Source organism: Bacillus sp. GW823-FHT06B01, from assembly GCF_058952315.1.
Genome location: NZ_JBXAHR010000002.1, coordinates 148399 through 170612, shown reverse-complemented (window position 1 = coordinate 170612; position 22214 = coordinate 148399). Strand labels below are relative to the sequence as shown.

Below are 22214 nucleotides of genomic sequence, written 5' to 3'. Positions count from 1 at the left end.
GGGACGTAATTACGCCCCTTTTGATTTCAACTTTATTTTGAATCTATTGCCAAGTTTACGTTGGATTTTCTCTAACGCTTCTCCGCCAAATACTCGTTCAAGTACTCCTGTGCGAATTGCTAACAATCCATACACAAGACCACCAATACCTGCACAAACCACAACTGTAATAAGAGCACCCATTCGGCCATCAGGTGAGATCATGAAGGACAGAGTCCATTGTGATAACTTTACAGCAATGACCATTACAAGTGTTAATACTGCAATTTGGAAAGTTCTCTTATATACAACACCAAATGAATAGTGTACATGTTTTTTGATTTGTCGATTCGTATACCATACGGAAGCTAAGAATCCGACTGCAGTTGCTAAAATCGCTCCAACTGTACCGAAATAACGAATAAAGATTACGTTACATACGAATTTCAAAATAACACCCATAATAAGCGCGACAATCGCATGTTTTTGTTGATTGATTCCTTGCAGAATTGCTGCTGTTACTGTAAATAAAGCGAATAACAACGCAACCGGTGCATACCACATTAATACTTGTCCACCTAGTGGATCTGAGTCATAGAACGCAGTATAAATTGGATACGCAAGTGTTGAAATACCGACAACTGCTGGCAATGTTAAGAACATATTTGCCTGGAATGTTTGTGTAATTTGTAACTTTAAATAACGGTATTGTTTTTCAGTAAATGATTTTGTAATCGCTGGTACAAGCGTTAAACTAAACGCTGTTGCAAGCGATACAGGAATCATAATTAATTTATGCGTCCACATTGTGAAAATACCAAGCGCTCGCTCTGCGATATCCCCTTGGCCAATCGCTTGCATAATTGAGTTAAATGTCAATGTATCAATTTGTTGATATAAAGGAATTGTTAACCCAATTACAACGTAAGGAATCGCATATGCAAATAATTCTTTAAATAATTGAACCGTACTCACTGTCGATTCTGGTACAGTTTGTTCAATTAAATATTGATCCAAATGTTTTTTACGTTTTAGCCAGTACCAAATGAGTACACCGAGCGCTCCAACTGCTGAAACGAACGCAGCAAATGTCGCTACCCCAACTGCTGTTGCAACTGTACCGCCAAGTACTTTAATAACGATAAAACTACCCGCTAATAAAAAGACGATACGAATAATTTGTTCAATAATTTGCGAAACAGTAGTCGGTCCCATCGATTGGTGACCTTGGAAATAACCACGAATTAAACTCGCTGCCGGTACAACAATAAGTGCAAAACTTACAAGACGAATAATCGTCGTAACTTCTTCTACATTACTGTGTATACTTTGTTTACCAAGCATTGCTTCTGCAAACAGTGGCGCTGTCATGTATAGAACTAGGAACGAAAGAACTCCTGTTACTATCATCATAACCATTCCCGAGCGGAACATTCTCCGACTCGTTTTATAATCGCCAAGCGCATTATATTTGGAAACAAATTTGGAAACAGCAAGCGGCACCCCTGCCGTTGCAATACTTAAAAAGATCGTATATGGAATGTATCCATATGTATAGAGCGTTCCGCCTTCTGTACCTACTAATGCATGAAACGGAAAAACGTAAATCATGCCTAAGAACTTTACTAAAAATGTCCCTAACGTAACAATAAGCGTTCCGCGCAGAAATTTCGAATCGGACATACAAAAATCCTCCTACATCTACATAAAGTGAAACTATAATTAATTGAACTATTCGAGCATTCGAGAACTATTAGACTTCCCCTAACTCTTAAGGTTTTAGTCCTATGGCCCACAAATAGCAGGATAGTGCTGAACTCTAACTTTTGTATTGTACCACAATTCTCTCCTTAAGCAGTACTTCACTCTATTTTTCTTTTAAGGGAAAACATGCTATTCTTTTAGGCAGGAAATGTAGAAAATGAGGTCGATATATTATGCATTATGATGTTATTGTCATCGGTGGCGGGCCTTCTGGGCTAATGGCTGCAATCGGTGCTGCAGAAGAAGGCGCAAGTGTCTTACTTCTTGATAAAGGAAATAAACTAGGGCGTAAACTTGCGATTTCTGGTGGTGGTCGTTGTAACGTAACGAACCGTCTACCACTTGATGAGATCGTTAAACATATACCAGGAAACGGTCGCTTCTTATACAGCGCTTTTTCTATTTTCAATAATGAAGATATTATTACATTCTTCGAAAAGCTTGGCGTGCAACTAAAAGAAGAAGATCATGGTCGCATGTTCCCTGTATCAAATAAAGCACAATCAGTAGTAGACGCACTTTTAACACGATTAAAAGACTTAGGTGTAAAAATCCGTACGAATACACCGGTTGAAACAATTGAATATGAGAACGGTCAAACGAAAGCAGTCGTACTGCAAACTGGCGAAGTGTTAGAAACGAATCATGTCGTTATCGCTGTTGGCGGAAAATCCGTTCCTCAAACTGGCTCTACTGGAGACGGATACGCTTGGGCTGAAAAAGCTGGGCATACAATTACAGAGCTATTCCCAACAGAAGTACCCATCCTTTCAAACGAACCATTTATTCGTGATCGCTCCTTACAAGGTCTTGCTTTACGCGATGTTAACTTAAGCGTATTAAACCCGAAAGGAAAAGCTATCATTTCTCACAAAATGGACATGCTCTTCACTCATTTCGGCCTATCTGGTCCTGCCGCTCTTCGTTGTAGCCAATTCGTCGTGAAAGCACTGAAAAAGTTTAAAACGAATACGATTCAAATGAGTATCGATGCATTGCCAGAAGAAAATAGTGAACAACTATTCCAGCGCATGCTGAAACAAATGAAAGAAGATCCGAAAAAAGGAATTAAAAATGTATTAAAAGGTTATGTTCCTGAACGTTACTTCCTATTCTTATTAGAAAAGAATGAAATTGATGGCAGCGAACAAGCTGGACAAGTTTCTCACGAGAAGATTCGTGCACTTGTGAAAGACTTTAAAGAGTTTACTGTGAATGTAAATGGTACGCAGTCAATTGAAAAAGCATTCGTTACTGGCGGCGGTGTATCCGTTAAAGAAATTAACCCGAAAGAAATGTCTTCTAAATTCATGAACGGCGTATATTTCTGCGGAGAAGTTCTTGATATTCACGGTTATACTGGCGGCTATAATATTACATCTGCTCTCGTTACTGGTAGAATTGCCGGAACAACAGCTGGAGAAAACGCAAAAATGCAATATTAAAAAAAGAAACAGGGCTTCCTGTTTCTTTTTTTATAGGTATATGAAATTATATCGGCGTTTTCTTAAATATATCGACTTACCGAAAATAAGCGACAAATATACGCTCCTCCTAACTTCCCATTGCTTTTTTGTTGCTTTATATACCTTAGTACCTTTATATTTTATATTGTTGAATATTTGAAAAAGGGTAAGGGGAAAAAATATGAGAAAAAAAGTCATGATGTCTTTAATGCTAATGACGTTTCTTTCTGCGGTAGAAGGAACGATTGTTAGTACAGCGATCCCTCGTATAACGAGTGATTTGTCAGGCGTCGAACTTGTTAGTTGGGTATATGCAATTTATATGCTTGCAACAGCTGTTTCGACTCCAATATACGGAAAGTTAGCTGATTTATTCGGCCGTAAAAAAGTTTTACTCATCGGAGCTACAATCTTCTTAATCGGTTCTGCGCTTTGCGGAGTCGTTACATCAATGGAACAATTAATCTTCTTCCGTGCTCTTCAAGGTATAGGTGCTGGTGCTGTTATGCCGATCACAATGACGATTATTGGAGACTTATATAGCGAAGCGAGAGACCGCGCGAAAGCACAAGGTTGGATGAGTGCCGTTTGGGGTGTATCAGGTGTTATCGGACCGTTAGTCGGTGGATTTTTAGTTGATTCTCTATCTTGGCGTTATATTTTCTTCTTAAACGTCCCATTTGGAATTATCGCTTGCTTAATGATCGCCATTTACTACAAAGAATCTATTAAGCCCGCTAAACACCATATCGACTATCTTGGTGCAACAGTCTTCTCATTAAGTACGATCGCTCTACTATATGCATTATTAACAGGTAGCAGTAAGCAAAACTGGGGCGACATAACAATTATCGGCCTATTAATCTTTGCCGTCGTTTCATTCATTATTTTCTTATTCATTGAGAAAAAATCTCCGGAACCATTAATTCCGCTAGCACTTTTCTCTAACCGTACATTATCTACAATAAACATATTAACGCTCATTGCTGGCGCAATGATCATTAGTATTACAATGTACCTTCCAATTTGGAGCCAAGGTGTATTAGGAAAAAATGCGACAGAAGCCGGACTTATTTTAATGCCAATCCCTGTTATGTGGACATTTGGCGCTATTTTCTCTGGTAACTTAGTAGGCAAATTAAAAACGAAACAAATCATTTTACTTGGAGCTAGCATTTTATCAGTCGCTACGTTCTTATTATTTACATTATCAACAAATTCACCATCGTTCCTTATTTATGTAGCAGTCGGATTATTCGGATTAGGAATGGGGCTTGTGACACCTATTTATATGGTAACAATTCAAGCAGCTGTACCAGCTCATACACGCGGAACAGCCGTTGGTTTAAACACATTTATTAATACATTTAGTCAAACGTTAGGTGCTGCAATCTTTGGCACAATCTTTAATACGATGATTCATGCACGCGGTATTCAAAACCTTGATCTTGTATCTGGCGGCGGACACGGAGGAACTACAGCAAACGTAGTAACCGAATCGCAATCCGCATTAGCATCAAGTGTACACGTCATTTATATGAGTACTTTCGTATTAGCAGTATTTACACTAATTATCGCTTGGATTTTATTAAAACCAGCTACTCAAACAAGTGAGCAATAATAAAGAGGATGACCATTTTGGTCATCCTCTTTTTACTCTTCATTCTCCACAATATGTTTCAGCATAGATAATTTATTATCCCAAAAACGTTCATAATATGAGAGCCACTGTTGTAATTCCTCTAATGGTTCTGGATGCAAACGATATATCTTCTCTCTTCCGCTTTTTCTTCCGCTTACTAAATTCGCTTCCGAAAGAATATGAAGGTGCTTTACAACCGCAGTACGACTCATCGGAAAATGATCCGTTATTTTGGAAATCGGTAACTCTTTATCACTTAATAACCGTATTACTTCTCGGCGGGTTGGATCAGCAATTGCTTGAAATACATCATATTTCGCTGCTGATGAAGACACTTAGCCTTCAACAACCTTTTTCAGTTTTTCATTTACAATCGCTACCCAGCCGCCACTCATTCTATCGCGAATAATAGAGCTCTTCGCACTCGCTTTCGGAAGAATTTCATCAGGATGTTTCCAGCCGCCGTGAATTAACGTAAATTCTGTTTTATTATCTCCTAGGTCTTTCAGATTAAATGAAACGACCCAGCCATCTGTATCCCATGAGAAAGATAGATGGTTTGGTTCATCAATTTCTAACACTTTACATGGTGATGGGCCAAATGGTGATTGCACACGAAATTCATGTCCTACCTCTAATACAAAATCATTCGGCATAAACCATGACGCAATCCCTTCTGCAGTTGATACTACATTCCATACTTTTTGAATAGACGCGTTAAAAACGATCGTTTGTTTAATATCAGTTAATGTATTTTGTTGTTCCATTTTCATTCTCCTTTATTCGGCAATTAAATATAACACCTTTTGGTTACACTTTGATAATATAACACCTTTTAGTTTCATGTCAACGCTAGTTATTTTTTATTGTTGAGAAATTCTCAACATTTTTTCAACAGGACAAACACCCTCTGAGCATTCCCTCATAATATACTCACAAAGGCAACAAAAAATAAAAACTTCTCTCAACATGAAACTCCATCATTCATCTTGAAAGAAGTGCCTTACGTATATCATGCGTATTTCGTCTCTCCTCCTTCCCTCAGGGACACTACGCGAGATATGAAAAATCAGAAGGAATATGCCCACCATTTGAGTAGGTAGTTATTTCTCTTCTCCTCAACATTTCCTTAGGAGCGAAATGACTACCAACTCACTTTTTTCAAACAAAAATAAAAAGGGGATGAAAGCTATGTTCTATTGCATTAATTGCTCTGACATTCACCATGAAAAACATCCGAATGATAAAGTATTCAAAAACGGTTTTTATATCGATCCATTTTTAGGTGATCGTTATCACCTTGGTATGTGTACAGATGCCCAAAACCATGAAACAGGGGAGCCTCTTTTAGCGAAAAAGAAATTAGGCAAAACTCAATCTATTATGAACGTATTACCGACACATGTTGTCCCAACATAAAGCATAAAAAAGAGCTGGCTCACCCAGCTCTTTTTTATGCTTTATAAACGATCATTGCTGAAAAACAATAAATTTGGTTTTCGTCATCATTAATAGAAACACCGACTTGGTACTTAATATCTACAAAATTACTATCATCAATCTTTTTCAAAAAAACATTTACAGCGTCTTCTAAGTCTTTTTCGTGACTTTCATCAAACACTTTTACACGAATCATGTTAACACCATCCTAGATCGCAGCCCTCCGCCGCTTGATTATTGCCACGGTGCGTATCTATGATGCGATAAAATTTTCCGTCTTCATATATATATCCGTCTTCTAACACATATTGTTTACCTTCAGTATAGACATAAAACTTACCTATCATAAATTTACTCGTATATAATTCCAAATAATCCGGTCTAAATTTAGCTACAACTTTATTTGTAATATCAATTCTTATTGTGCGCCCCACCTTCTCTCCCTCCCTTGCAAAGAACGGATTTAGGTATATTGTATTAGCGATTTTACATTTTATGCTTAAAAATAAGTGGATATGCCTTCTTTCTTCGCCTGTACTATTTTTCAAAAAAATCATCAATAAGTAAGAGCAAAAAATATATATAAAAAAGAGCTTTTACTTATTGACTATAATATTAACATTATGGTATTATATAAAATTTGACATTTTTGTTTACTTGTGCTATCATTAAAAGTGGTTACCACATATGGAGGTGGATGATTTGTTTCAAATTGGCGATAAAATCGTTTATCCAATGAACGGCGCAGGAGTCATCGAAGCCATTGAAGAGAAAGAAATATTAGGAACAACACGTCAATATTGTGTGATACGTATCATTAGTAAAGACATGCAAATAATGCTTCCTATGGATCAATTACAAAAATCAGGTATTCGTTATATCGTAGATAAAGGTACGTTAGATGTTATACTTCTTGAATTTCAAAACGGGGAATCAGACACATCACTTTCCTGGAAACAGAGATATACAATGAATATGGAAAAAATGAAAAACGGCAATCTGCAAGATAGCGCAGAAGTTGTTCGCGATTTACTTCGCCGTAATAAAGAGAGAGCATTAAATGCGAGCGAAAAACAAATGCTAGATAATGCACGCAAAATGATGATTAGCGAAGTTGCACTTGTGCAAAATGTTTCTGAACATCAAGCAACAGAATTTCTTCAAGATACAATTAATCATTAAATTTAAAATAGCCGACCGCTATTTTTTTTGCAGAAAAAAGGACAAAGAGATAAACCTCTTTGTCCTTTTATATTACCCGCGACCTGCTTGAAACGACGGGTATAAAGTCATTCCACCATCTGCAAATAACGTAATTCCAGTTACGTAACTCGCTTCTGATGAAGCGAGCCACGTTGCGACTGCTGCAATTTCTTCCGGCTTTCCAATGTAGCCCATCGGTATCATACTTTCTACGTCAGCACGTTTTTTAGGATCAGCAAACTTTTCTGCATTAATTGGCGTATTTATTGCACCTGGCCCAATATTATTTACTCGAATACCTTTTGGTGCATATTCTAGCGCTAACGTTTCTGTCATCAGTTTAATACCACCCTTACTCGCCGCATAGTGCACGAATAGTGGCCACGGAATTTTCTCATGAACACTCGACATATTAATAACAGAACCTTTAATATCATGTTCTACAAAATATTTAATCGCTTCACGGCTTCCTAAAAAAGCACCTGTTAAATTTGTATTGATTACTTTATTCCAATCCTCTAACGGCATTTCATGCGACGGGACCGCGTTTTCTATCCCTGCATTATTAATCATAACGTCAAGCGTACCAAACTCTTTCACAGCAGATTGAATGAGGTTCACGACATCAGATTCAACTGTCACATCACCTTTTACAGCAATCGCTTCTCCGCCTACTTTTTTAATTTCTTCTAATACATCATGCGCTTCTGACTCTCGTGAGCGATAGTTAATTACTACTTTTGCTTTCTCCTTAGCAAACCGTACTCCCATCGCTCTTCCAAGACCAGTTGCTGATCCTGTAATAACGACAACTTTTCCTGCTAAATCACTATACATTTCAATACCCCCTTTAACTTTTTGCAACACCTAACATTATTCCGGCTGCGATAATAAAAACGATACCTACAACAATCCCCGTTAATTGGCGTTTCGTTTTTCTTTCACCTAATATAAGAATCCCGCCAAGCGTTGAAATAATAATTCCCATTTGCGATAGCGAAAAACTTGTTGCCACTCCAACACGCGGCTGCGAAATGAATAAAAACATATTTCCAGCTGCCCAAATTAATCCTGGGATAATATTTCGTAGTGCATATTTATTAAATGGATGATGTTTAAACGTAAGCAAAACGCCCCCTAACACCATACCAACTGCTTGTGGCAATAAAGCTGACCAACCATCTACGTTAAATAGCCTAATCACTACTACGTAAACTAAATAACCGACTGTTGAAATCAATAAAATGATAATGCCCCTTTTAAAATTCCCCGCCTGCTCTGCACTCTTTTCTTCTTCACTTTGAAGTGATGTTAAAATAACACCGATAATAATACAAACAAGAGCCAAAACGCCAAGGACGACCGATATAGTCGTGGACCACTCATGAAATACGATGACTCCAAATAAAGTCGTCGCAACTAATTGCAGTCCTGTTGAAATGGGCATCGTTCTCGAAACGCCCATTAAATCAATACTTTTTAATTGATTCGCCTGACCAAGTGCCCAAAATAAACCTGACACAATTCCAACTCCAATAACAGTAGGAGTTAATACTGGCTTCATAAAAATATAAACAACAATTGAGAAAATAAGTGCCCCAAACGTTGTACCGAGCGTTTGACTATACGGTCCCCCGCCCAGTTTCACGTTAAATAGCACAATACTTCCCCAAAATATAGCCGGTAAAATCGCTAAAAGTATGTCCATCGCTCATTACCTTTCTTTACTAAATGTCATAAGTTATCACTCTGAATCATTAGAGTGAGCTTTTATTTTTTCTTTTTCCCGTTCACAAACTTTTTCTGCAATAGCACCAGAAACATTCTTTTCTCGCTCCACCTTCTTTATTTTTACGTGATCTAAATAATCTTCCAAAATAAGTGTAACTTTATCATTCGGCGGATTATGTGCACCTTGGAACGTAAGAAATTGTAGCGTAATTTCAAATCTAGGAACGAACTCACCGTTCTTACCGAGACGTTTTATATTTATAACGGAAGCACATTCATACTGATCTTCTGTCACTTGTCTAATAATTGAATAGTACCTATTTGATAATGCACTCTCTAACAGCTGCTCCCTCGATTCTTTCGCAAAAGAATCACTTGGAGAAGAGAAAAAGATTGCACATAGCATTGTAATAACTACACATATTTTTTTCATAACACCCTCCTTGTTCTATAAGTTAGTGTTCGCAAAACTTCCATAAAAAAACGACTTCCCTATGTAGGAAAGTCGTTTTAATGAATCCAATATTAACCACCGCTCACTGGTGGGATTAGTGCAACAACATCACCATCTCGGATCGTATCCTCTTCATTTGCGTATTCTTCATTAATCGCAACCATAGTTGATGCTGCCACTGGTACATTATATTCTTTAGCAACAACATCTTTTAACTCTGCAACCGTAATATTTTCTTTCTCTATTTGTAATTCACTTGTTCCTGCTTCTTCTTGCAAGTGCGCAAATAATAATACTCGAATCATACTTATAGCTCCTTCCCAGGCTCTCCCGCCGGATATGGTGTTTTTTCTAATTGATCACCAATCCATGAGTCTCCATCTTCCCAAAACTCCTTTTTCCAAATCGGAACAATTTGTTTTATGCGTTCCATAATGTATTCATTCGCCTCATAGGCCGCTTTACGATGCGGTGTTGAAACAGCAACAACAACCGCGATATCAGAAATTTGCAGTGTACCGATGCGATGTGTAATCGCAACGTGTGTACCTGGCCACTTCTCTTTCACTTCTGAGCCAATTTTCTCTAGCATCTTTTCTGCCATCGTTTTATAAGCGACATATTCTAAGTATAATGTACGACGCCCTTTCGTAAACTCCCTAACCGTTCCAATAAATGTTGTAACAGCACCACATTCGCGGCGAATAACCTTCTTCGCTACCTCTTCAATCGAGATTTCTGTATCAATTACTTCATAATACGTATTTGTCATTTCGTACTCCTTACCGTTTGTATAAACCAGTCTATATACCACTCTTCTTCTGTTATATGAAATACTTTATATTCTTCTCGTAAGTTTGCAGGTGCATCATGCCACGTAATAACCGCTACTATATTTTCTACTTTATGTAAAAGTTCAACGTCTTCCGCAGAACGAAGTAATACTACTTTCGGATATCTCTCTTTTTTATAGCCCTCTATTAAAATTGTATCCACTTCAAAAAACTCATATAAGCGAATAATTTCTTGCAAAGACCATTCCTCTCTTAATGACGACAGTGAAAGTAATCCATCGCCTTCTACACTACTGACAACAGCACCAGCTTTTCGGTGCCTTTCACTATCTTTTTGCGCTACTTCTGGAAAACCTCCGTGCCCGTGATGTTTAATTGTAGAAACTTTCATGTTTCGTTCAGCTAATGCATATACAATTTTCTCAATAAACGTTGTTTTTCCGCTATTTTGATATCCTACTATTTGTAAGATTGAAGGGGCTTTGCCCATGGCCAATCACATCCCTCGTCGTGCTCTAACAATAATACAGATACTTTCATCCCTGCTTCAAATCCTCTCGTTCCTCCAGGCAACACAATAAAAGCATTCGCATCGGCGAGTGAAGAGACCGCACTCGATTTATCTAAACCGACCGGCATCGCTTGTAATGCCCCGTCTACGATTGTCACGTTTGCTCTTACAAAACGAGTAAACGGATTTGGCTTCGGAAAATCTTTTTGTAAAATAGCATCCGCTCTATATACGTGGGGTTCTTTCGCATACAAATATGTTTTTATAACCGGATGCACAAATAGCTCAAAGCCTACGTAGCAAGCTGACGGATTTCCTGATAAACCGAAAAGTAACTTTCCATCAACTTCAGCTACTGTCGTTACACTTCCTGGTCTCATCGCTATTTTATTAAAGAGTACATTCGCCTGTAATCTTTCATAAATAGCTGGCAAGTAGTCATAATCTCCTACCGACACACCGCCTGTCGTAATTAAAATATCAACCTCATCCATCGCCGATCGAACAGCTGCAAAACATGCATCTAACTCGTCAGCAAGTTGGCCATAATAACGCACTTTCCCTCCGGCTTTCATAATTTGAGCTGCAATCATATACGAGTTACTATTTCTAATTTTCCCCGGTTGTAACGACTCGTGTACTTCTAACAATTCGCTTCCTGTCGTCAGGATACCAACAATAGGCTGTTTTACAACTTTCACAGTACTATATCCAAACGTTGCTAATAAGGCGGCAATACCTGGATTGATTGCAACACCTTTCTTAACGAGAACTTGATTTCGTTTTATATCTTCCCCTTTAAACGACACATTGTCACCACTATTAAAAGGACGCTTTACCTTCATATATGTTTTTCCATTCTTCTCAAAACCTTCCGTCAGCTCTAGCATTACGACTGCATTACACCCCTCTGGAATAGCTGCTCCTGTCATAATACGAACCGCCTGAAAAGGTCCTACTTCTTCTATAAAAACAGATCCTGCCCCGATTTCTCCTATTACTTCAAACTCAATCGCATTCTCTTGATTTGCTTCTTTCGTATCTTCTGCTCGAATCGCGAAACCATCGTAAGGAGAACGATCGAAATGAGGAACGTCATGATCAGAGATAACATCCTCCCCAAGAATTCTCCCGTAACTTTCCGTAATAGAAACCTCTTCTACTTCACCATTTTTCGCATATTCCATTACTCTCTCTACTGCCTCAGCAACTTGAATTGGAATTCGTTTTTCTATCATCGTTTCTCACCTCATATTTGCAATTTTTTTTATCTCGATTAAACTTTATATATTAAATAGAAATTACTTCAAGGAGGAATTCCATGTCTTCATTCACACACTTTAATGACCAAGGACGCGCGAAGATGGTTGATATAAGTGACAAAAAAGCAACCGTCCGAACAGCAATTGCGTGCTCTAGCATTGTCGTTACAAAAGAAATTTACGATAAAATCTCTCACAATGAAATTGGGAAAGGTGACGTATTAGCAGTTGCACAAATCGCAGGTATTATGGCTGCGAAACGCACTTCTGATATTATCCCAATGTGCCATCCTTTATTATTAAAAGGTGTTGACGTTTCTTTCGATTGGAAACAATTCGAAGAACAATATCGATTACTTATTGAAGTAAAAGTTAAAACAGAAGGTAGCACCGGTGTTGAAATGGAAGCTTTAACAGCCGCTTCCGCTACAGCTCTTACTGTGTACGATATGTGCAAAGCTGTTGATAAAGGTATGATTATTGGCGAAACTTACTTATTTGAAAAAACAGGTGGAAAAAGTGGAGATTATACGAGAAAGTCTTAATCTTCTCTCCGTTGAACCTAAAGGGCTCCCTTTAGGTTCAACCTATATATCTTGCATATAAGCGTTTTGCTATATTTATATCATTCGTCCCATGAATAAACGCCCTGCCATCTGTAAATAAAACAAACCGAAATTCCTCCACCGGAAATGATAATAAATACGGAGTAGCTTTTACATCCACACTTCTTTGTAAGCGCTTTTTAATTTCTTCTAAATTAAATTCATTCCGCACACCTGGACGGATTTGTACTGTATTTCGGCCACATAACACTTCTGTTTTCGTTTGTGCTTCAAATGTTAAACTCGGATATGTACGTAATCTTCCGCAAGATAAACATGTGTCTTTTTTCTGCCTATTCACTTTAAATGCCATCTGTTGATTATTCCAAAGATCAAACGATAACATCGTTTCGCGAAGTGCCCCATAGTCTTCTACTAATATTTTCAGCGCTTCCGTTATTTGATGCGCAACTACTAATTGTACTGCCGGCTGTATAATACCAGCCGTATCACATGTTGCCCCGCTCGCTGGATGTTCCATTAAACAGCGGAAACACGGTGTTTTTCCTGGTAAAATTGTATACGTTACTCCGTAGCTTCCGACACAACCACCATATATCCACGGAATATTATACTTTTGTGAAATATCATTAATAAGAAGACGCGTTTCAAAATTATCTGTCGCATCTAATATTAAATCTACATCATTCACTAGCTCTTCCATTTCTTGCACCGTTACATCAGTCACAACCGGATTTATTTTCACCTCAGAATTAATCGCTTGTAAATGCTCTGCTGCTGCTACCGCCTTTGGTTTATATTGCTTTGCATCTTCTTCTGTATATAATTGTTGCCTTTGTAAATTACTCCATTCTACATAATCACGATCCGCAATTGTTATTTTGCCAACACCTGCCCTAACAATTGCTTCTGCATTCGCTGCCCCGAGAGCACCAGCGCCGATAATAAGCACATGCTTCTCTCTAATTTTTCTCTGACCTTCTTCTCCAACACCAGAAAATAATATTTGTCTTGAATATCGCTCCTGCATACGATAGCCCCCTTTCTTATCCTCCTATATAAGACATTTCAATTTTCGGACGATTCTTTGCACTTTCTTCTGTCCGTTCATCCGAATACCTGTCTTTTCTATTCATCCATACATCTTGTATAACGCTTACTAACTCATCATCCGAAAGATTTCCTCTAAGAAGTTCCCTTACATCCAATCCTTCTGTCGCAAATAAGCAAGTATAAAACTTTCCATCTGCCGAAATTCTTGCTCTCGTACAAGAAGAACAAAATGATTCTGAAACAGAAGTAATAAAACCGACTTCGATATTTGTTCCAACGTAACGATATCGCTTCGCAACTTCACCGAAATAATGCGCTTCAGCTGGCTCAAGTGGATACACACTATGAATCATTTCAATTAATTCTTGCTTTGTAACGACTTGATCAAAGTTCCATCCATTTGTACTACCAACATCCATAAACTCAATAAACCTAAGTGTGATTCCTTGCTCTTTAAAATAAGCAGCCATCGGAAGTACTTGATGTTCATTCATCCCTTTTTTCACAACCATATTTACCTTTACATCAAGCCCGGCCTCTTTTGCAGCCATAATTCCCTTTATAACAGGTTTTGTATTGATATTCCGGCCATTAATGTCCTTAAATACATCGTCATCTATTGCATCCAAACTAACATTTACTCTATGTAATCCAGCTTCTTTTAATGCTTTTGCTTGTTTCGTTAAATGAATTGCATTTGTCGTTAACCCTATATCTACTAACCCTTCAATTTTCACGAGACGAGCAATAAGTTTTGTTAAATCTTTACGCAGTAGTGGCTCGCCACCAGTAAGTCTAATTTTTCGTACACCGATGCTAACAAATAGTTTTGCCAAACGTTCAATTTCATCAAACGTCAGTAAAAACTCATCTTTCAAAAAAGCATAATCTGGCCCAAAAACTTCCGCTGGCATACAATATGTACATCTAAAATTGCAACGATCAATGACAGATATGCGCAAATCTTGAAGTGGGCGCCCAAAAAAATCTGTAACCATCTCCTGCATCGCCACTCTCCCTTTCTGCCAAATTTCTCTCTTTTCATTCTATTATAATATATTTTCGAACTGCGATGTTTTTGCTCAAGTGAATAAAGTGAAACTTTCCTAACCAATTAGACTACCTACAAATAACTAGATAAAGTGAAACTTTAATCAGCCCTCACCAATCGGGCTTTTACGGGCAATTAATGCGAGATAAAAAACCTTGAAGCATAAAAGCCCCAAGGTTTTCTCCCTATTAACTTAACCTAATAATAGTTAGCGTAGCTCCTGGTGTTGTCGTAGATAATGTAGCTATTGCAAGTAATCCAAATAACTGCAGACTAATAGCGGCTCCAGCAGGCAAATTAGCAATGATTGTCGCATTAAATGAACCTGTAGCTATTGCTGGTGAATTTATTGTTCCTGCAAGCGGACTGCCATTTACAGTTATACGCGAACTTACAAGTAAAGAGGCTGTTAAATTTATTGTATAAGCTATATAGTAATTCCCCGCATTCGCAACCGTAAATACGGTATTTCCTCCGCTAACGGTAATTCCTGGTCCAATATTTTGATTGTTCGGTAATGGTACATTTGTACCACCTAATAAAACGGAAATAGCGGTTCCTGATGTATTATTCGCAAATGCATACGTTGCAGTTGTACTAACTCCAGTCGCCCCGGTCGCCCCAGTGGCTCCGGCTCCGGTTGGACCTTGTGAACCGGTTGCTCCTGTTGCCCCCGTTGGACCTTGGATTCCTTGCGGGCCTTGAATTCCTTGCGGGCCTTGAATTCCTTGGGGACCTGTCGCTCCGGTTGCTCCTGTAGCTCCCGTTGGACCTTGAATTCCTTGCGGGCCTTGAATTCCTTGTGGGCCTTGAATTCCTTGGGGACCTGTCGCTCCGGTTGCTCCTGTAGCTCCCGTTGGACCTTGAATTCCTTGCGGGCCTTGCCTTGAATTCCTTGGATTCCAGTTGGGCCTTGTGGGCCGGTCGGACCTATGTCACCTTGCGGACCTTGGATTCCCTGTGGGCCTTGTGCTCCTGTTACCCCCGTCGCTCCTTGGATTCCTTGAGGACCTTGTGGACCTTGAATTCCTTGTGGGCCGGTTGGACCTATGTCGCCTTGTGGGCCTTGAATTCCTTGTGGACCTTGTGCTCCTGTTGCCCCCGTTACTCCTTGGATTCCTTGTGGACCTTGAATACCCTGTGGACCAGTTGGACCTATCTCTCCTTGAACACCTTGGATTCCTTGCGGACCCTGTAAACCCGTCACTCCGGTTGCTCCCGTTTCTCCTGTCCCTCCTGTCAATCCAGTTGAGCCTGTCGCCCCGGTATCTCCTGTTACTCCTGTCGCACCTGTTGCTCCTGTCGGGCCAGGTGGTCCACCAGATGGACCTGTTACTCCCGCCGGACCTGATGGCCCCGTTGGGCCGGTCGGTCCTGCTGGTCCTCCAGATGGGCCTGTTACCCCTGTTGGACCGGTTACTCCTGTTGGGCCTGTAGTCCCTTCCCCTGTCGCACCTGTTGCTCCCGTATCTCCTGTTGCCCCCGTCGGACCTTGGATTCCTTGAATTCCTTGTGGACCTTGCACTCCTTGTGCGCCCGTCGCTCCTTGAATTCCTTGTACTCCTTGCACTCCTTGTGGCCCCATCGGACCAGTTGGACCTATCTCTCCTTGTACACCTTGCATTCCTTGGGGGCCCTCTGGACCTGTTGCTCCTATTTCCCCTTGTATCCCTTGAATTCCAGTTGCTCCTTGTGCTCCAGTTGCTCCCGTTATCCCTTGCACACCTTGTATTCCCTGAATTCCTTGTGGACCTTGTGGGCCTGTTGCTCCTACCGGTCCTTGAATGCCTTGTATCCCCTGAGGACCCTCTGGACCCGTTGCTCCAACTGGCCCTTGAACACCTTGTATTCCTTGCGGGCCCTGAAGTCCCTCTGGGCCTTCTGGACCGGTTGGACCTATCTCTCCTTGTATCCCTTGGATTCCAGTTGCTCCTTGTGGCCCAGTCGGACCTATGTCACCTTGCGGACCTTGGATTCCCTGTGGGCCTTGTGCTCCTGTTCCCCCTGTCGCTCCTTGGATTCCTTGAGAACCTTGTGGGCCTTGAATTCCTTGTGGGCCGGTTGGACCTATGTCGCCTTGTGGGCCTTGAATCCCTTGCGGACCTTGATCTCCAGTGGCCCCCGTTACTCCTTGAATTCCTTGCGGACCTTGAACACCTTGGGGACCCGTCGGACCTATCTCTCCTTGCACTCCTTGGATTCCTTGCGGACCTTGTAAACCCGTCACTCCGGTTGCTCCCGTTTCTCCTGTCGCTCCTGTCACTCCAGTTGAGCCTGTCGCCCCAGTATCTCCTATTACTCCTGTCGCACCTGTTGCTCCTGTCGGGCCAGGTGGTCCACCAGATGGACCTGTTACTCCCGCCGGACCTGATGGCCCCGTTGGGCCGGTCGGTCCTGCTGGTCCTCCAGATGGGCCTGTTACCCCTGTTGGACCGGTTACCCCTGTTGGGCCTGTAGTGCCTTCTCCTGTCGCCCCAGTTGCTCCCGTTTCTCCTGTTGCCCCCGTCGGACCTTGGATTCCTTGAATTCCCTGCGGCCCCTGCACTCCTTGCGCTCCCGTCGGACCTTGAATTCCTTGAACTCCTTGTACTCCCTGTGCTCCCATTGGACCTGTTGGACCTATCGCCCCTTGAGCACCTTGCACTCCTTGAGGCCCCTCTGGACCCGTTGCTCCTATTTCCCCTTGTATCCCTTGAATTCCAGTTGCTCCTTGTACTCCAGTTGCTCCCGTTATCCCTTGCACACCTTGTATTCCCTGAATTCCTTGTGGACCTTGTGGGCCTGTTGTTCCTACCGGTCCTTGAATACCTTGTATCCCCTGGGGACCCTCTGGACCCGTTGCTCCAACTGGCCCTGGCACACCTTGTATTCCTTGCGGGCCCTGAAGTCCCTCTGGGCCTTCTGGACCTGTTGGTCCTATATCACCCATCGGACCTTGGATCCCTTGAACTCCTTGTGGTCCCGTTTCTCCTGTTGGACCCGGTACTCCTTGTATACCTTGTGGACCTTGATCTCCTGTCGCCCCTGTTACACCTTGAGGCCCTATAGCTCCCTGTATACCTTGTGGACCTTGATCCCCTGTTGCTCCCGTTGCCCCTTGAATACCCTGAACTCCTTGGATTCCTTGTTCACCAGTTACTCCCGTCGGACCAGGAATACCTTGAATACCCTGCGGACCTTCTGGACCTGTTGGTCCAATTGGCCCTTGAACCCCTTGTATTCCTTGCAAGCCCTGTGCTCCCGTGCTTCCAGTCGGACCTGTACTTCCCGTTGCTCCTGTTACCCCTGTACTTCCTGTAGCCCCAGTATTTCCCGTTACTCCGGTTGCTCCTGTACTTCCACTCGGTCCACCACCCGGACCTGTCGCACCAGTCGGCCCGGTCGGACCAGGAGGTCCTCCTGATGGGCCAGTGATCCCTGTTGGACCGGTTACTCCCATCGGACCTGTTATCCCCTGACCAGTCGCTCCCGTTGCTCCTGTATTTCCACTTGGTCCTTGTGATCCTTGTATCCCTTGTGCCCCTTGTATTCCTTGTGGACCTGTTGCACCTGGTACCCCTTGCACACCTTGAATTCCTTGAGGTCCCTCAGGTCCAGTCGCTCCAATCGGACCTTGTAACCCCTGTATCCCTTGTATACCTTGTGCCCCAGTCGCTCCGGTTGGACCAATCGGACCTTGTAACCCTTGCACTCCTTCTGGTCCTGTCGCTCCAGTTGCTCCTTGTGCTCCCCTCAATCCTTGCGGCCCCTGCTGTCCTTCTGGTCCTGTTGCACCTATTGGTCCAACTGGTCCTTGTATCCCTTGCACACCTTGAGGTCCTGTAGGGCCCATCTCCCCCATTGGACCTTGTAATCCTCTTGGTCCTTGAGGGCCAGTCGGACCTTGTGGACCGGTTGGGCCAGTAATCCCAATGCCAGTAAATCCCGTTGGAACGGGTGGAAAGGTAGGACCAATAAGATTTGGTGAAATTCTGAAATTAGAGTTTAATGAATGTTTTTTATCGCGCTCTCTCACACTTTCACCACCTGCACACCATCTTTTTTACATTAAACAAACCTCTTCTTCTTAATATGTATTTACAAAAACAAACTCAAAGACTATTTTTATTTGAAATAATAAAAACTCCCTTAAATCCTTAAGGGAGTCCAGCAATTGAATCCATATTATCTGTATTAGGGACAGCTTGTGCTATACTCGATGCATTTACACTTTGCCCCATATTTGTTCCTGTTACAGTACCGGCAGGAGTACCTCTTGTATATGTTGTCGTCACCGAATCACCCGGCTGTAAACAAAGCTTCGTCTCCGTCCCTATTACTGTAACAACGTCGATCCAAGTGCACCCCATTGAGCCACTATAGGATTTCGTAGCAGTAAATGACGTATCACTCAAATTATCACCAGTAAATATATTCCCAGTGTTATTCACAATAACAAACTCTTTTATATGAGCAGGCATAATTACACTCTACCTTTCCTCTACGAACCTAATGTACGTGTACTCGTTGCTAATGGCGGAAGAAATACTGATGTTCGAATCACCGCTTCTGGCTGCCTTTTCCCATTTAAAAAAACAGCCGCACTCGATCCTCCAGCACCTGCATATATTTTTGCTACAGCTAAAGGTGAGATATCATAACAGTCACCGACATTAACAGCCCCTGTATTATTAATAATTTTTACTTTCCGCAAGTTAATCCCCATTTACCTATCCCCCTTTTGTACACTGTATGCAAAAGAAAAAAACTTGAAACAAACACGTTTCAAGTTTTTTTAGCTACTTATTTCGTTTCACCTTCATATTGAAGCATACCGCCAACCATGTTCATTGTTTTAAATCCTTGCTCATTTAAATAATGACATACATTTTCACTGCGCATTCCCGAGCGACAAATAAAGATATATTCATTCTCTTTATCAAAGAAATCTACTTTATTTGGGATATCACCCATTTTAATATGTACAGCTTCTGGAATTTTCCCTGCCGCTACTTCTTCATCTTCCCTTACGTCTACTAAAAATAGCGTTTCTCCATTTTCTAAACGCTCTTGCACTTCTTCTGTAGTAATTGTTTTAACTTCTGTCATATGTCGTTCCTCCTTATATACAATAAAACCTTTAGTCTCTTCCTTAAACAAGCATATCTAGTCAATTTTAGCATGCGAAAGAAAGAACGCAAAGAATGGAAATTTTATTTCTCAATTTTCTCGCAAAACTTATTCTTTACAAATATAACTCGTGCATTGTATCCTCAATATACTTGTTTTATGAAAGGAGCCAATGAAAATGACACTTTTTCTTTTCATTACGGGCATCATTTTCTTAATCGCCGCAATTATTGCACTTAGTATGAAGAATAATAAAAAGATAAAATCACCACAAGAAATGTCATTCTTATTTCTATTGCTTAGTATCGCATTCTTCGGTATAGCAATTGCCACATATATTTTCCGTCTACAAATCATGTAAAAAAAGGTGCCTACTACATATATCGCACCTTTTTCACACCATTTATTTTCTACACCAAACTAGATACTCTCCGATTTAAAAATTCATAAACTTTCTTTTCAAATAAATGAATATCAAATGCTCCTGCCATATGCCCATTTATACTTTCTATCTCATACACTTCCGCATACTTCCCTTGTTTTTGCAAAATGTCTACCATTTTATAATTATAACGTGACGGCTGAAGCAAATCTTGTTTGCACGGAATCATAAGTACATTTGCTTCTATGTTAGAAAGCGCCTCTTCTAAAGACAAAAATCCATGCGCAATATCATGTAATAAAACTGCTTTCGCAGTGTATATCCACGAATTTGCATCTACTAACTCTATACTTCTATATGTCACTTTATTTATTTCTTTCTCAAATGATGTTAATGCAGCAAATGTTTCATAAGGTTCTTTCTCTACACTATTACGAGGGAATGTCGTTTCATAAAAATGCTCATCAAATGCGTTCATAAACATCATTCTATTTGCTAAATGAAGTCCCTTCATTGGCTGCTCTTCTCCATATTTTCCGCCCTTCCAACTTGGATCCAGTTGAATAGCCTCAATTGCATTTTGTGCTACATTTACCGACGTAATAATTGGATTTTGCGGGTTCGTAATAACACCAATCATCCGCTCTACCATATGAGGATAATGAACAGCCCATTGCTGCGCAATCATCCCACCAGCTGACGGTCCCATTACAGCATGTAACCTTGAGATTCCCATATCTTTTATTAACTCATATTGCATACGAGCTACATCAAGAAATGTAAAAACCGGAAAATCCATCGCATATTCATCTCCAGTTTTCGGATGAATCGATTTCGGTCCCGTTGTAAACACATAAGGGTTCTTCACCTGCACATTACAAAGATTATCAGTGCATATAACAAAATATTTATTTGTATCAATTGCTTTTCCCGGCCCAATTAAACCATCCCACCAACCAGACTCCCCATCATGCGCTGTATATTTTCCTGCCGCGTGACTCGTTGCACTAAAATAATGGCATACCAAAATTGCATTTGACCTTTCTCTATTTAAAGTACCATACGTCTCATACCCCATTTGAACAGGAATTCCCCTACCATTTTCAAACGTAAACTCTCTTAAAACAAATTTTTCTTTTTTTACAAATTGCACAGACTCGCCCTCTTCCCGTCATAGTATGAACTGCTTACTAAAGGATTTTTTCTATGCAAACCATTCTCCTCCTTCTTTTCATAAATAAATGAATAATATACAAAATTAGCCACAAAATAGCACTATATTACACAATCAAAGAGGGCATACATATGATCTGGAATTGGCTACGTAAGAAAAAAAAATCAAATACGACAGAGAAAAACGAAACAGATAACTCGGAGCAACAGCCTAACAATCAAGAGGATGATAACAAAGAACAGACTAGAAGTATGAAACATAATAAAGATAGCAATAGCGAACAAAAAAAAGAGGAACACAAAGAGCCTTCTCAGGATCCGCAGCAACAACAAAATTCTAAACAAGACGACTCAGATCAGAATCAACAACAACACTCTAAGCAAAACGACCCGGATCAGAATCAACAACAACACTCTAAGCAAAACGGCTCGGATCAGAATCAACAACAAAATTCTAAACAAGACGACTCGAATCAGAATCAACAACACTCTAAACAAAACGACTCCGATCAGAATCAGCAACACTCTAAACAAAACGACTCCGATCAGAATCAGCAACAACACTCTAAGCAAAACGGCTCGGATCAGAATCAACAACAAAATTCTAAACAAGACGACTCGAATCAGAATCAAC

The 22214-nt window shown here is 40.6% G+C and carries 24 protein-coding genes and 2 pseudogenes; 7 read left to right on the top strand and 19 right to left on the bottom strand.

Annotated features, from left to right (window positions below; genetic code table 11):
* Positions 1–9: 9 nt before the first annotated feature.
* Positions 10–1662, bottom strand: a complete 1653-nt coding sequence (locus tag AC1Q8N_RS07845) for a putative polysaccharide biosynthesis protein (RefSeq protein WP_001284033.1) — start codon at positions 1660–1662, stop codon at positions 10–12.
* A gap of 254 nt (positions 1663–1916) precedes the next feature.
* Between AC1Q8N_RS07845 and AC1Q8N_RS07840 the strand changes: the two genes are divergently transcribed.
* Both AC1Q8N_RS07840 and AC1Q8N_RS07835 read left to right on the top strand, forming a co-directional pair.
* Positions 1917–3188, top strand: coding sequence for a BaiN/RdsA family NAD(P)/FAD-dependent oxidoreductase (locus AC1Q8N_RS07840; protein ID WP_098080039.1), 1272 nt, complete (start codon positions 1917–1919; stop codon positions 3186–3188).
* A gap of 202 nt (positions 3189–3390) precedes the next feature.
* Positions 3391–4830, top strand: a complete 1440-nt coding sequence (locus AC1Q8N_RS07835) for an MDR family MFS transporter (RefSeq protein ID WP_075311134.1) — start codon at positions 3391–3393, stop codon at positions 4828–4830.
* A 32-nt stretch (positions 4831–4862) separates the two neighbouring features.
* On the opposite strand, the gene AC1Q8N_RS07830 is transcribed toward AC1Q8N_RS07835, so the two are convergent.
* Together AC1Q8N_RS07830 and AC1Q8N_RS07825 are read right to left on the bottom strand one after the other, a co-directional pair.
* A complete protein-coding gene (locus AC1Q8N_RS07830) occupies positions 4863–5186 on the bottom strand; it encodes an ArsR/SmtB family transcription factor (RefSeq protein ID WP_000098837.1) in 324 nt (107 codons plus the stop codon).
* A complete protein-coding gene (locus tag AC1Q8N_RS07825; protein ID WP_098080041.1) occupies positions 5187–5618 on the bottom strand; it encodes an SRPBCC family protein in 432 nt (143 codons plus the stop codon).
* Between the two features lie 424 nt (positions 5619–6042).
* On the opposite strand from AC1Q8N_RS07825, the gene AC1Q8N_RS07820 reads away from it, so the two are divergent.
* The gene (locus tag AC1Q8N_RS07820) at positions 6043–6270 is read left to right on the top strand and encodes a DUF3973 domain-containing protein (protein WP_141520065.1); all 228 of its coding nucleotides are present in this window, start codon (positions 6043–6045) and stop codon (positions 6268–6270) included.
* A gap of 34 nt (positions 6271–6304) precedes the next feature.
* Here the strand turns inward: AC1Q8N_RS07820 and AC1Q8N_RS07815 are convergent, their stop codons facing one another.
* Entirely contained in the window at positions 6305–6487 is a 183-nt protein-coding gene (locus AC1Q8N_RS07815; protein WP_000621751.1) for a sporulation protein Cse60, read from the bottom strand.
* Position 6488: 1 nt separating this feature from the next.
* Complete coding sequence (locus AC1Q8N_RS07810; protein WP_000533808.1) at positions 6489–6725, bottom strand: DUF2553 family protein; 237 nt, start codon at positions 6723–6725, stop codon at positions 6489–6491.
* Between the two features lie 253 nt (positions 6726–6978).
* Between AC1Q8N_RS07810 and AC1Q8N_RS07805 the strand changes: the two genes are divergently transcribed.
* Positions 6979–7473: a CarD family transcriptional regulator gene (locus tag AC1Q8N_RS07805; protein WP_000451450.1), complete on the top strand. Its 495-nt coding sequence runs from the start codon at positions 6979–6981 to the stop codon at positions 7471–7473.
* A 72-nt stretch (positions 7474–7545) separates the two neighbouring features.
* Here AC1Q8N_RS07805 and AC1Q8N_RS07800 read toward each other — a convergent pair whose 3' ends face one another.
* The 7 genes from AC1Q8N_RS07800 to moeA form a co-directional block, all read right to left on the bottom strand.
* Complete coding sequence (locus tag AC1Q8N_RS07800; protein WP_000286669.1) at positions 7546–8331, bottom strand: glucose 1-dehydrogenase; 786 nt, start codon at positions 8329–8331, stop codon at positions 7546–7548.
* Between the two features lie 13 nt (positions 8332–8344).
* The gene (glcU, locus tag AC1Q8N_RS07795; RefSeq protein WP_048540762.1) at positions 8345–9202 is read right to left on the bottom strand and encodes a glucose uptake protein GlcU; all 858 of its coding nucleotides are present in this window, start codon (positions 9200–9202) and stop codon (positions 8345–8347) included.
* A gap of 36 nt (positions 9203–9238) precedes the next feature.
* Positions 9239–9658, bottom strand: coding sequence for a DUF3888 domain-containing protein (locus tag AC1Q8N_RS07790; RefSeq protein ID WP_098080045.1), 420 nt, complete (start codon positions 9656–9658; stop codon positions 9239–9241).
* Positions 9659–9750: 92 nt separating this feature from the next.
* Positions 9751–9984, bottom strand: a complete 234-nt coding sequence (gene moaD, locus AC1Q8N_RS07785) for a molybdopterin converting factor subunit 1 (RefSeq protein ID WP_493521156.1) — start codon at positions 9982–9984, stop codon at positions 9751–9753.
* Between the two features lie 2 nt (positions 9985–9986).
* Positions 9987–10451, bottom strand: coding sequence for a molybdopterin synthase catalytic subunit MoaE (gene moaE, locus AC1Q8N_RS07780; RefSeq protein ID WP_000185929.1), 465 nt, complete (start codon positions 10449–10451; stop codon positions 9987–9989).
* Positions 10448–10963 carry a molybdopterin-guanine dinucleotide biosynthesis protein B gene (mobB, locus tag AC1Q8N_RS07775; RefSeq protein WP_098077520.1) on the bottom strand — a complete coding sequence of 172 codons (516 nt, stop codon included), beginning with the start codon at positions 10961–10963 and terminating at the stop codon, positions 10448–10450. Before mobB ends, moaE begins: the two co-directional genes overlap by 4 nt.
* Entirely contained in the window at positions 10933–12222 is a 1290-nt protein-coding gene (gene moeA, locus AC1Q8N_RS07770) for a molybdopterin molybdotransferase MoeA (RefSeq protein WP_098080047.1), read from the bottom strand. Before moeA ends, mobB begins: the two co-directional genes overlap by 31 nt.
* An 83-nt stretch (positions 12223–12305) precedes the next feature.
* Between moeA and moaC the strand changes: the two genes are divergently transcribed.
* Positions 12306–12791: a cyclic pyranopterin monophosphate synthase MoaC gene (gene moaC / locus AC1Q8N_RS07765; protein ID WP_048540774.1), complete on the top strand. Its 486-nt coding sequence runs from the start codon at positions 12306–12308 to the stop codon at positions 12789–12791.
* A gap of 37 nt (positions 12792–12828) precedes the next feature.
* Here moaC and AC1Q8N_RS07760 read toward each other — a convergent pair whose 3' ends face one another.
* The 6 genes and pseudogenes from AC1Q8N_RS07760 to AC1Q8N_RS07735 all read right to left on the bottom strand — a co-directional run bounded on the left by AC1Q8N_RS07760 (position 12829) and on the right by AC1Q8N_RS07735 (position 20004).
* Positions 12829–13842 carry a molybdopterin-synthase adenylyltransferase MoeB gene (locus AC1Q8N_RS07760; protein ID WP_048540776.1) on the bottom strand — a complete coding sequence of 338 codons (1014 nt, stop codon included), beginning with the start codon at positions 13840–13842 and terminating at the stop codon, positions 12829–12831.
* 16 nt (positions 13843–13858) lie between these two features.
* Positions 13859–14872 carry a GTP 3',8-cyclase MoaA gene (moaA, locus tag AC1Q8N_RS07755; RefSeq protein WP_087984854.1) on the bottom strand — a complete coding sequence of 338 codons (1014 nt, stop codon included), beginning with the start codon at positions 14870–14872 and terminating at the stop codon, positions 13859–13861.
* A 232-nt stretch (positions 14873–15104) separates the two neighbouring features.
* A pseudogene (locus AC1Q8N_RS07750) lies at positions 15105–18931 on the bottom strand (BclA-related collagen-like exosporium protein).
* Between the two features lie 121 nt (positions 18932–19052).
* Positions 19053–19376 carry a hypothetical protein gene (locus tag AC1Q8N_RS07745; RefSeq protein ID WP_001110863.1) on the bottom strand — a complete coding sequence of 108 codons (324 nt, stop codon included), beginning with the start codon at positions 19374–19376 and terminating at the stop codon, positions 19053–19055.
* 20 nt (positions 19377–19396) lie between these two features.
* Positions 19397–19621 carry a spore germination protein gene (locus AC1Q8N_RS07740; protein ID WP_000512462.1) on the bottom strand — a complete coding sequence of 75 codons (225 nt, stop codon included), beginning with the start codon at positions 19619–19621 and terminating at the stop codon, positions 19397–19399.
* Between the two features lie 77 nt (positions 19622–19698).
* Complete coding sequence (locus tag AC1Q8N_RS07735) at positions 19699–20004, bottom strand: rhodanese-like domain-containing protein (RefSeq protein WP_000141210.1); 306 nt, start codon at positions 20002–20004, stop codon at positions 19699–19701.
* Positions 20005–20203: 199 nt separating this feature from the next.
* On the opposite strand from AC1Q8N_RS07735, the gene AC1Q8N_RS07730 reads away from it, so the two are divergent.
* Positions 20204–20386: a hypothetical protein gene (locus AC1Q8N_RS07730; protein WP_000171896.1), complete on the top strand. Its 183-nt coding sequence runs from the start codon at positions 20204–20206 to the stop codon at positions 20384–20386.
* Between the two features lie 49 nt (positions 20387–20435).
* On the opposite strand, the gene AC1Q8N_RS07725 is transcribed toward AC1Q8N_RS07730, so the two are convergent.
* On the bottom strand, positions 20436–21560 hold the full coding sequence (locus AC1Q8N_RS07725; RefSeq protein ID WP_098080053.1) for a homoserine O-acetyltransferase family protein: 1125 nt from the start codon (positions 21558–21560) through the stop codon (positions 20436–20438).
* A 152-nt stretch (positions 21561–21712) separates the two neighbouring features.
* Between AC1Q8N_RS07725 and AC1Q8N_RS07720 the strand changes: the two are divergent.
* Positions 21713–22214: pseudogene (locus AC1Q8N_RS07720) on the top strand (spore germination protein); the annotation flags it as partial.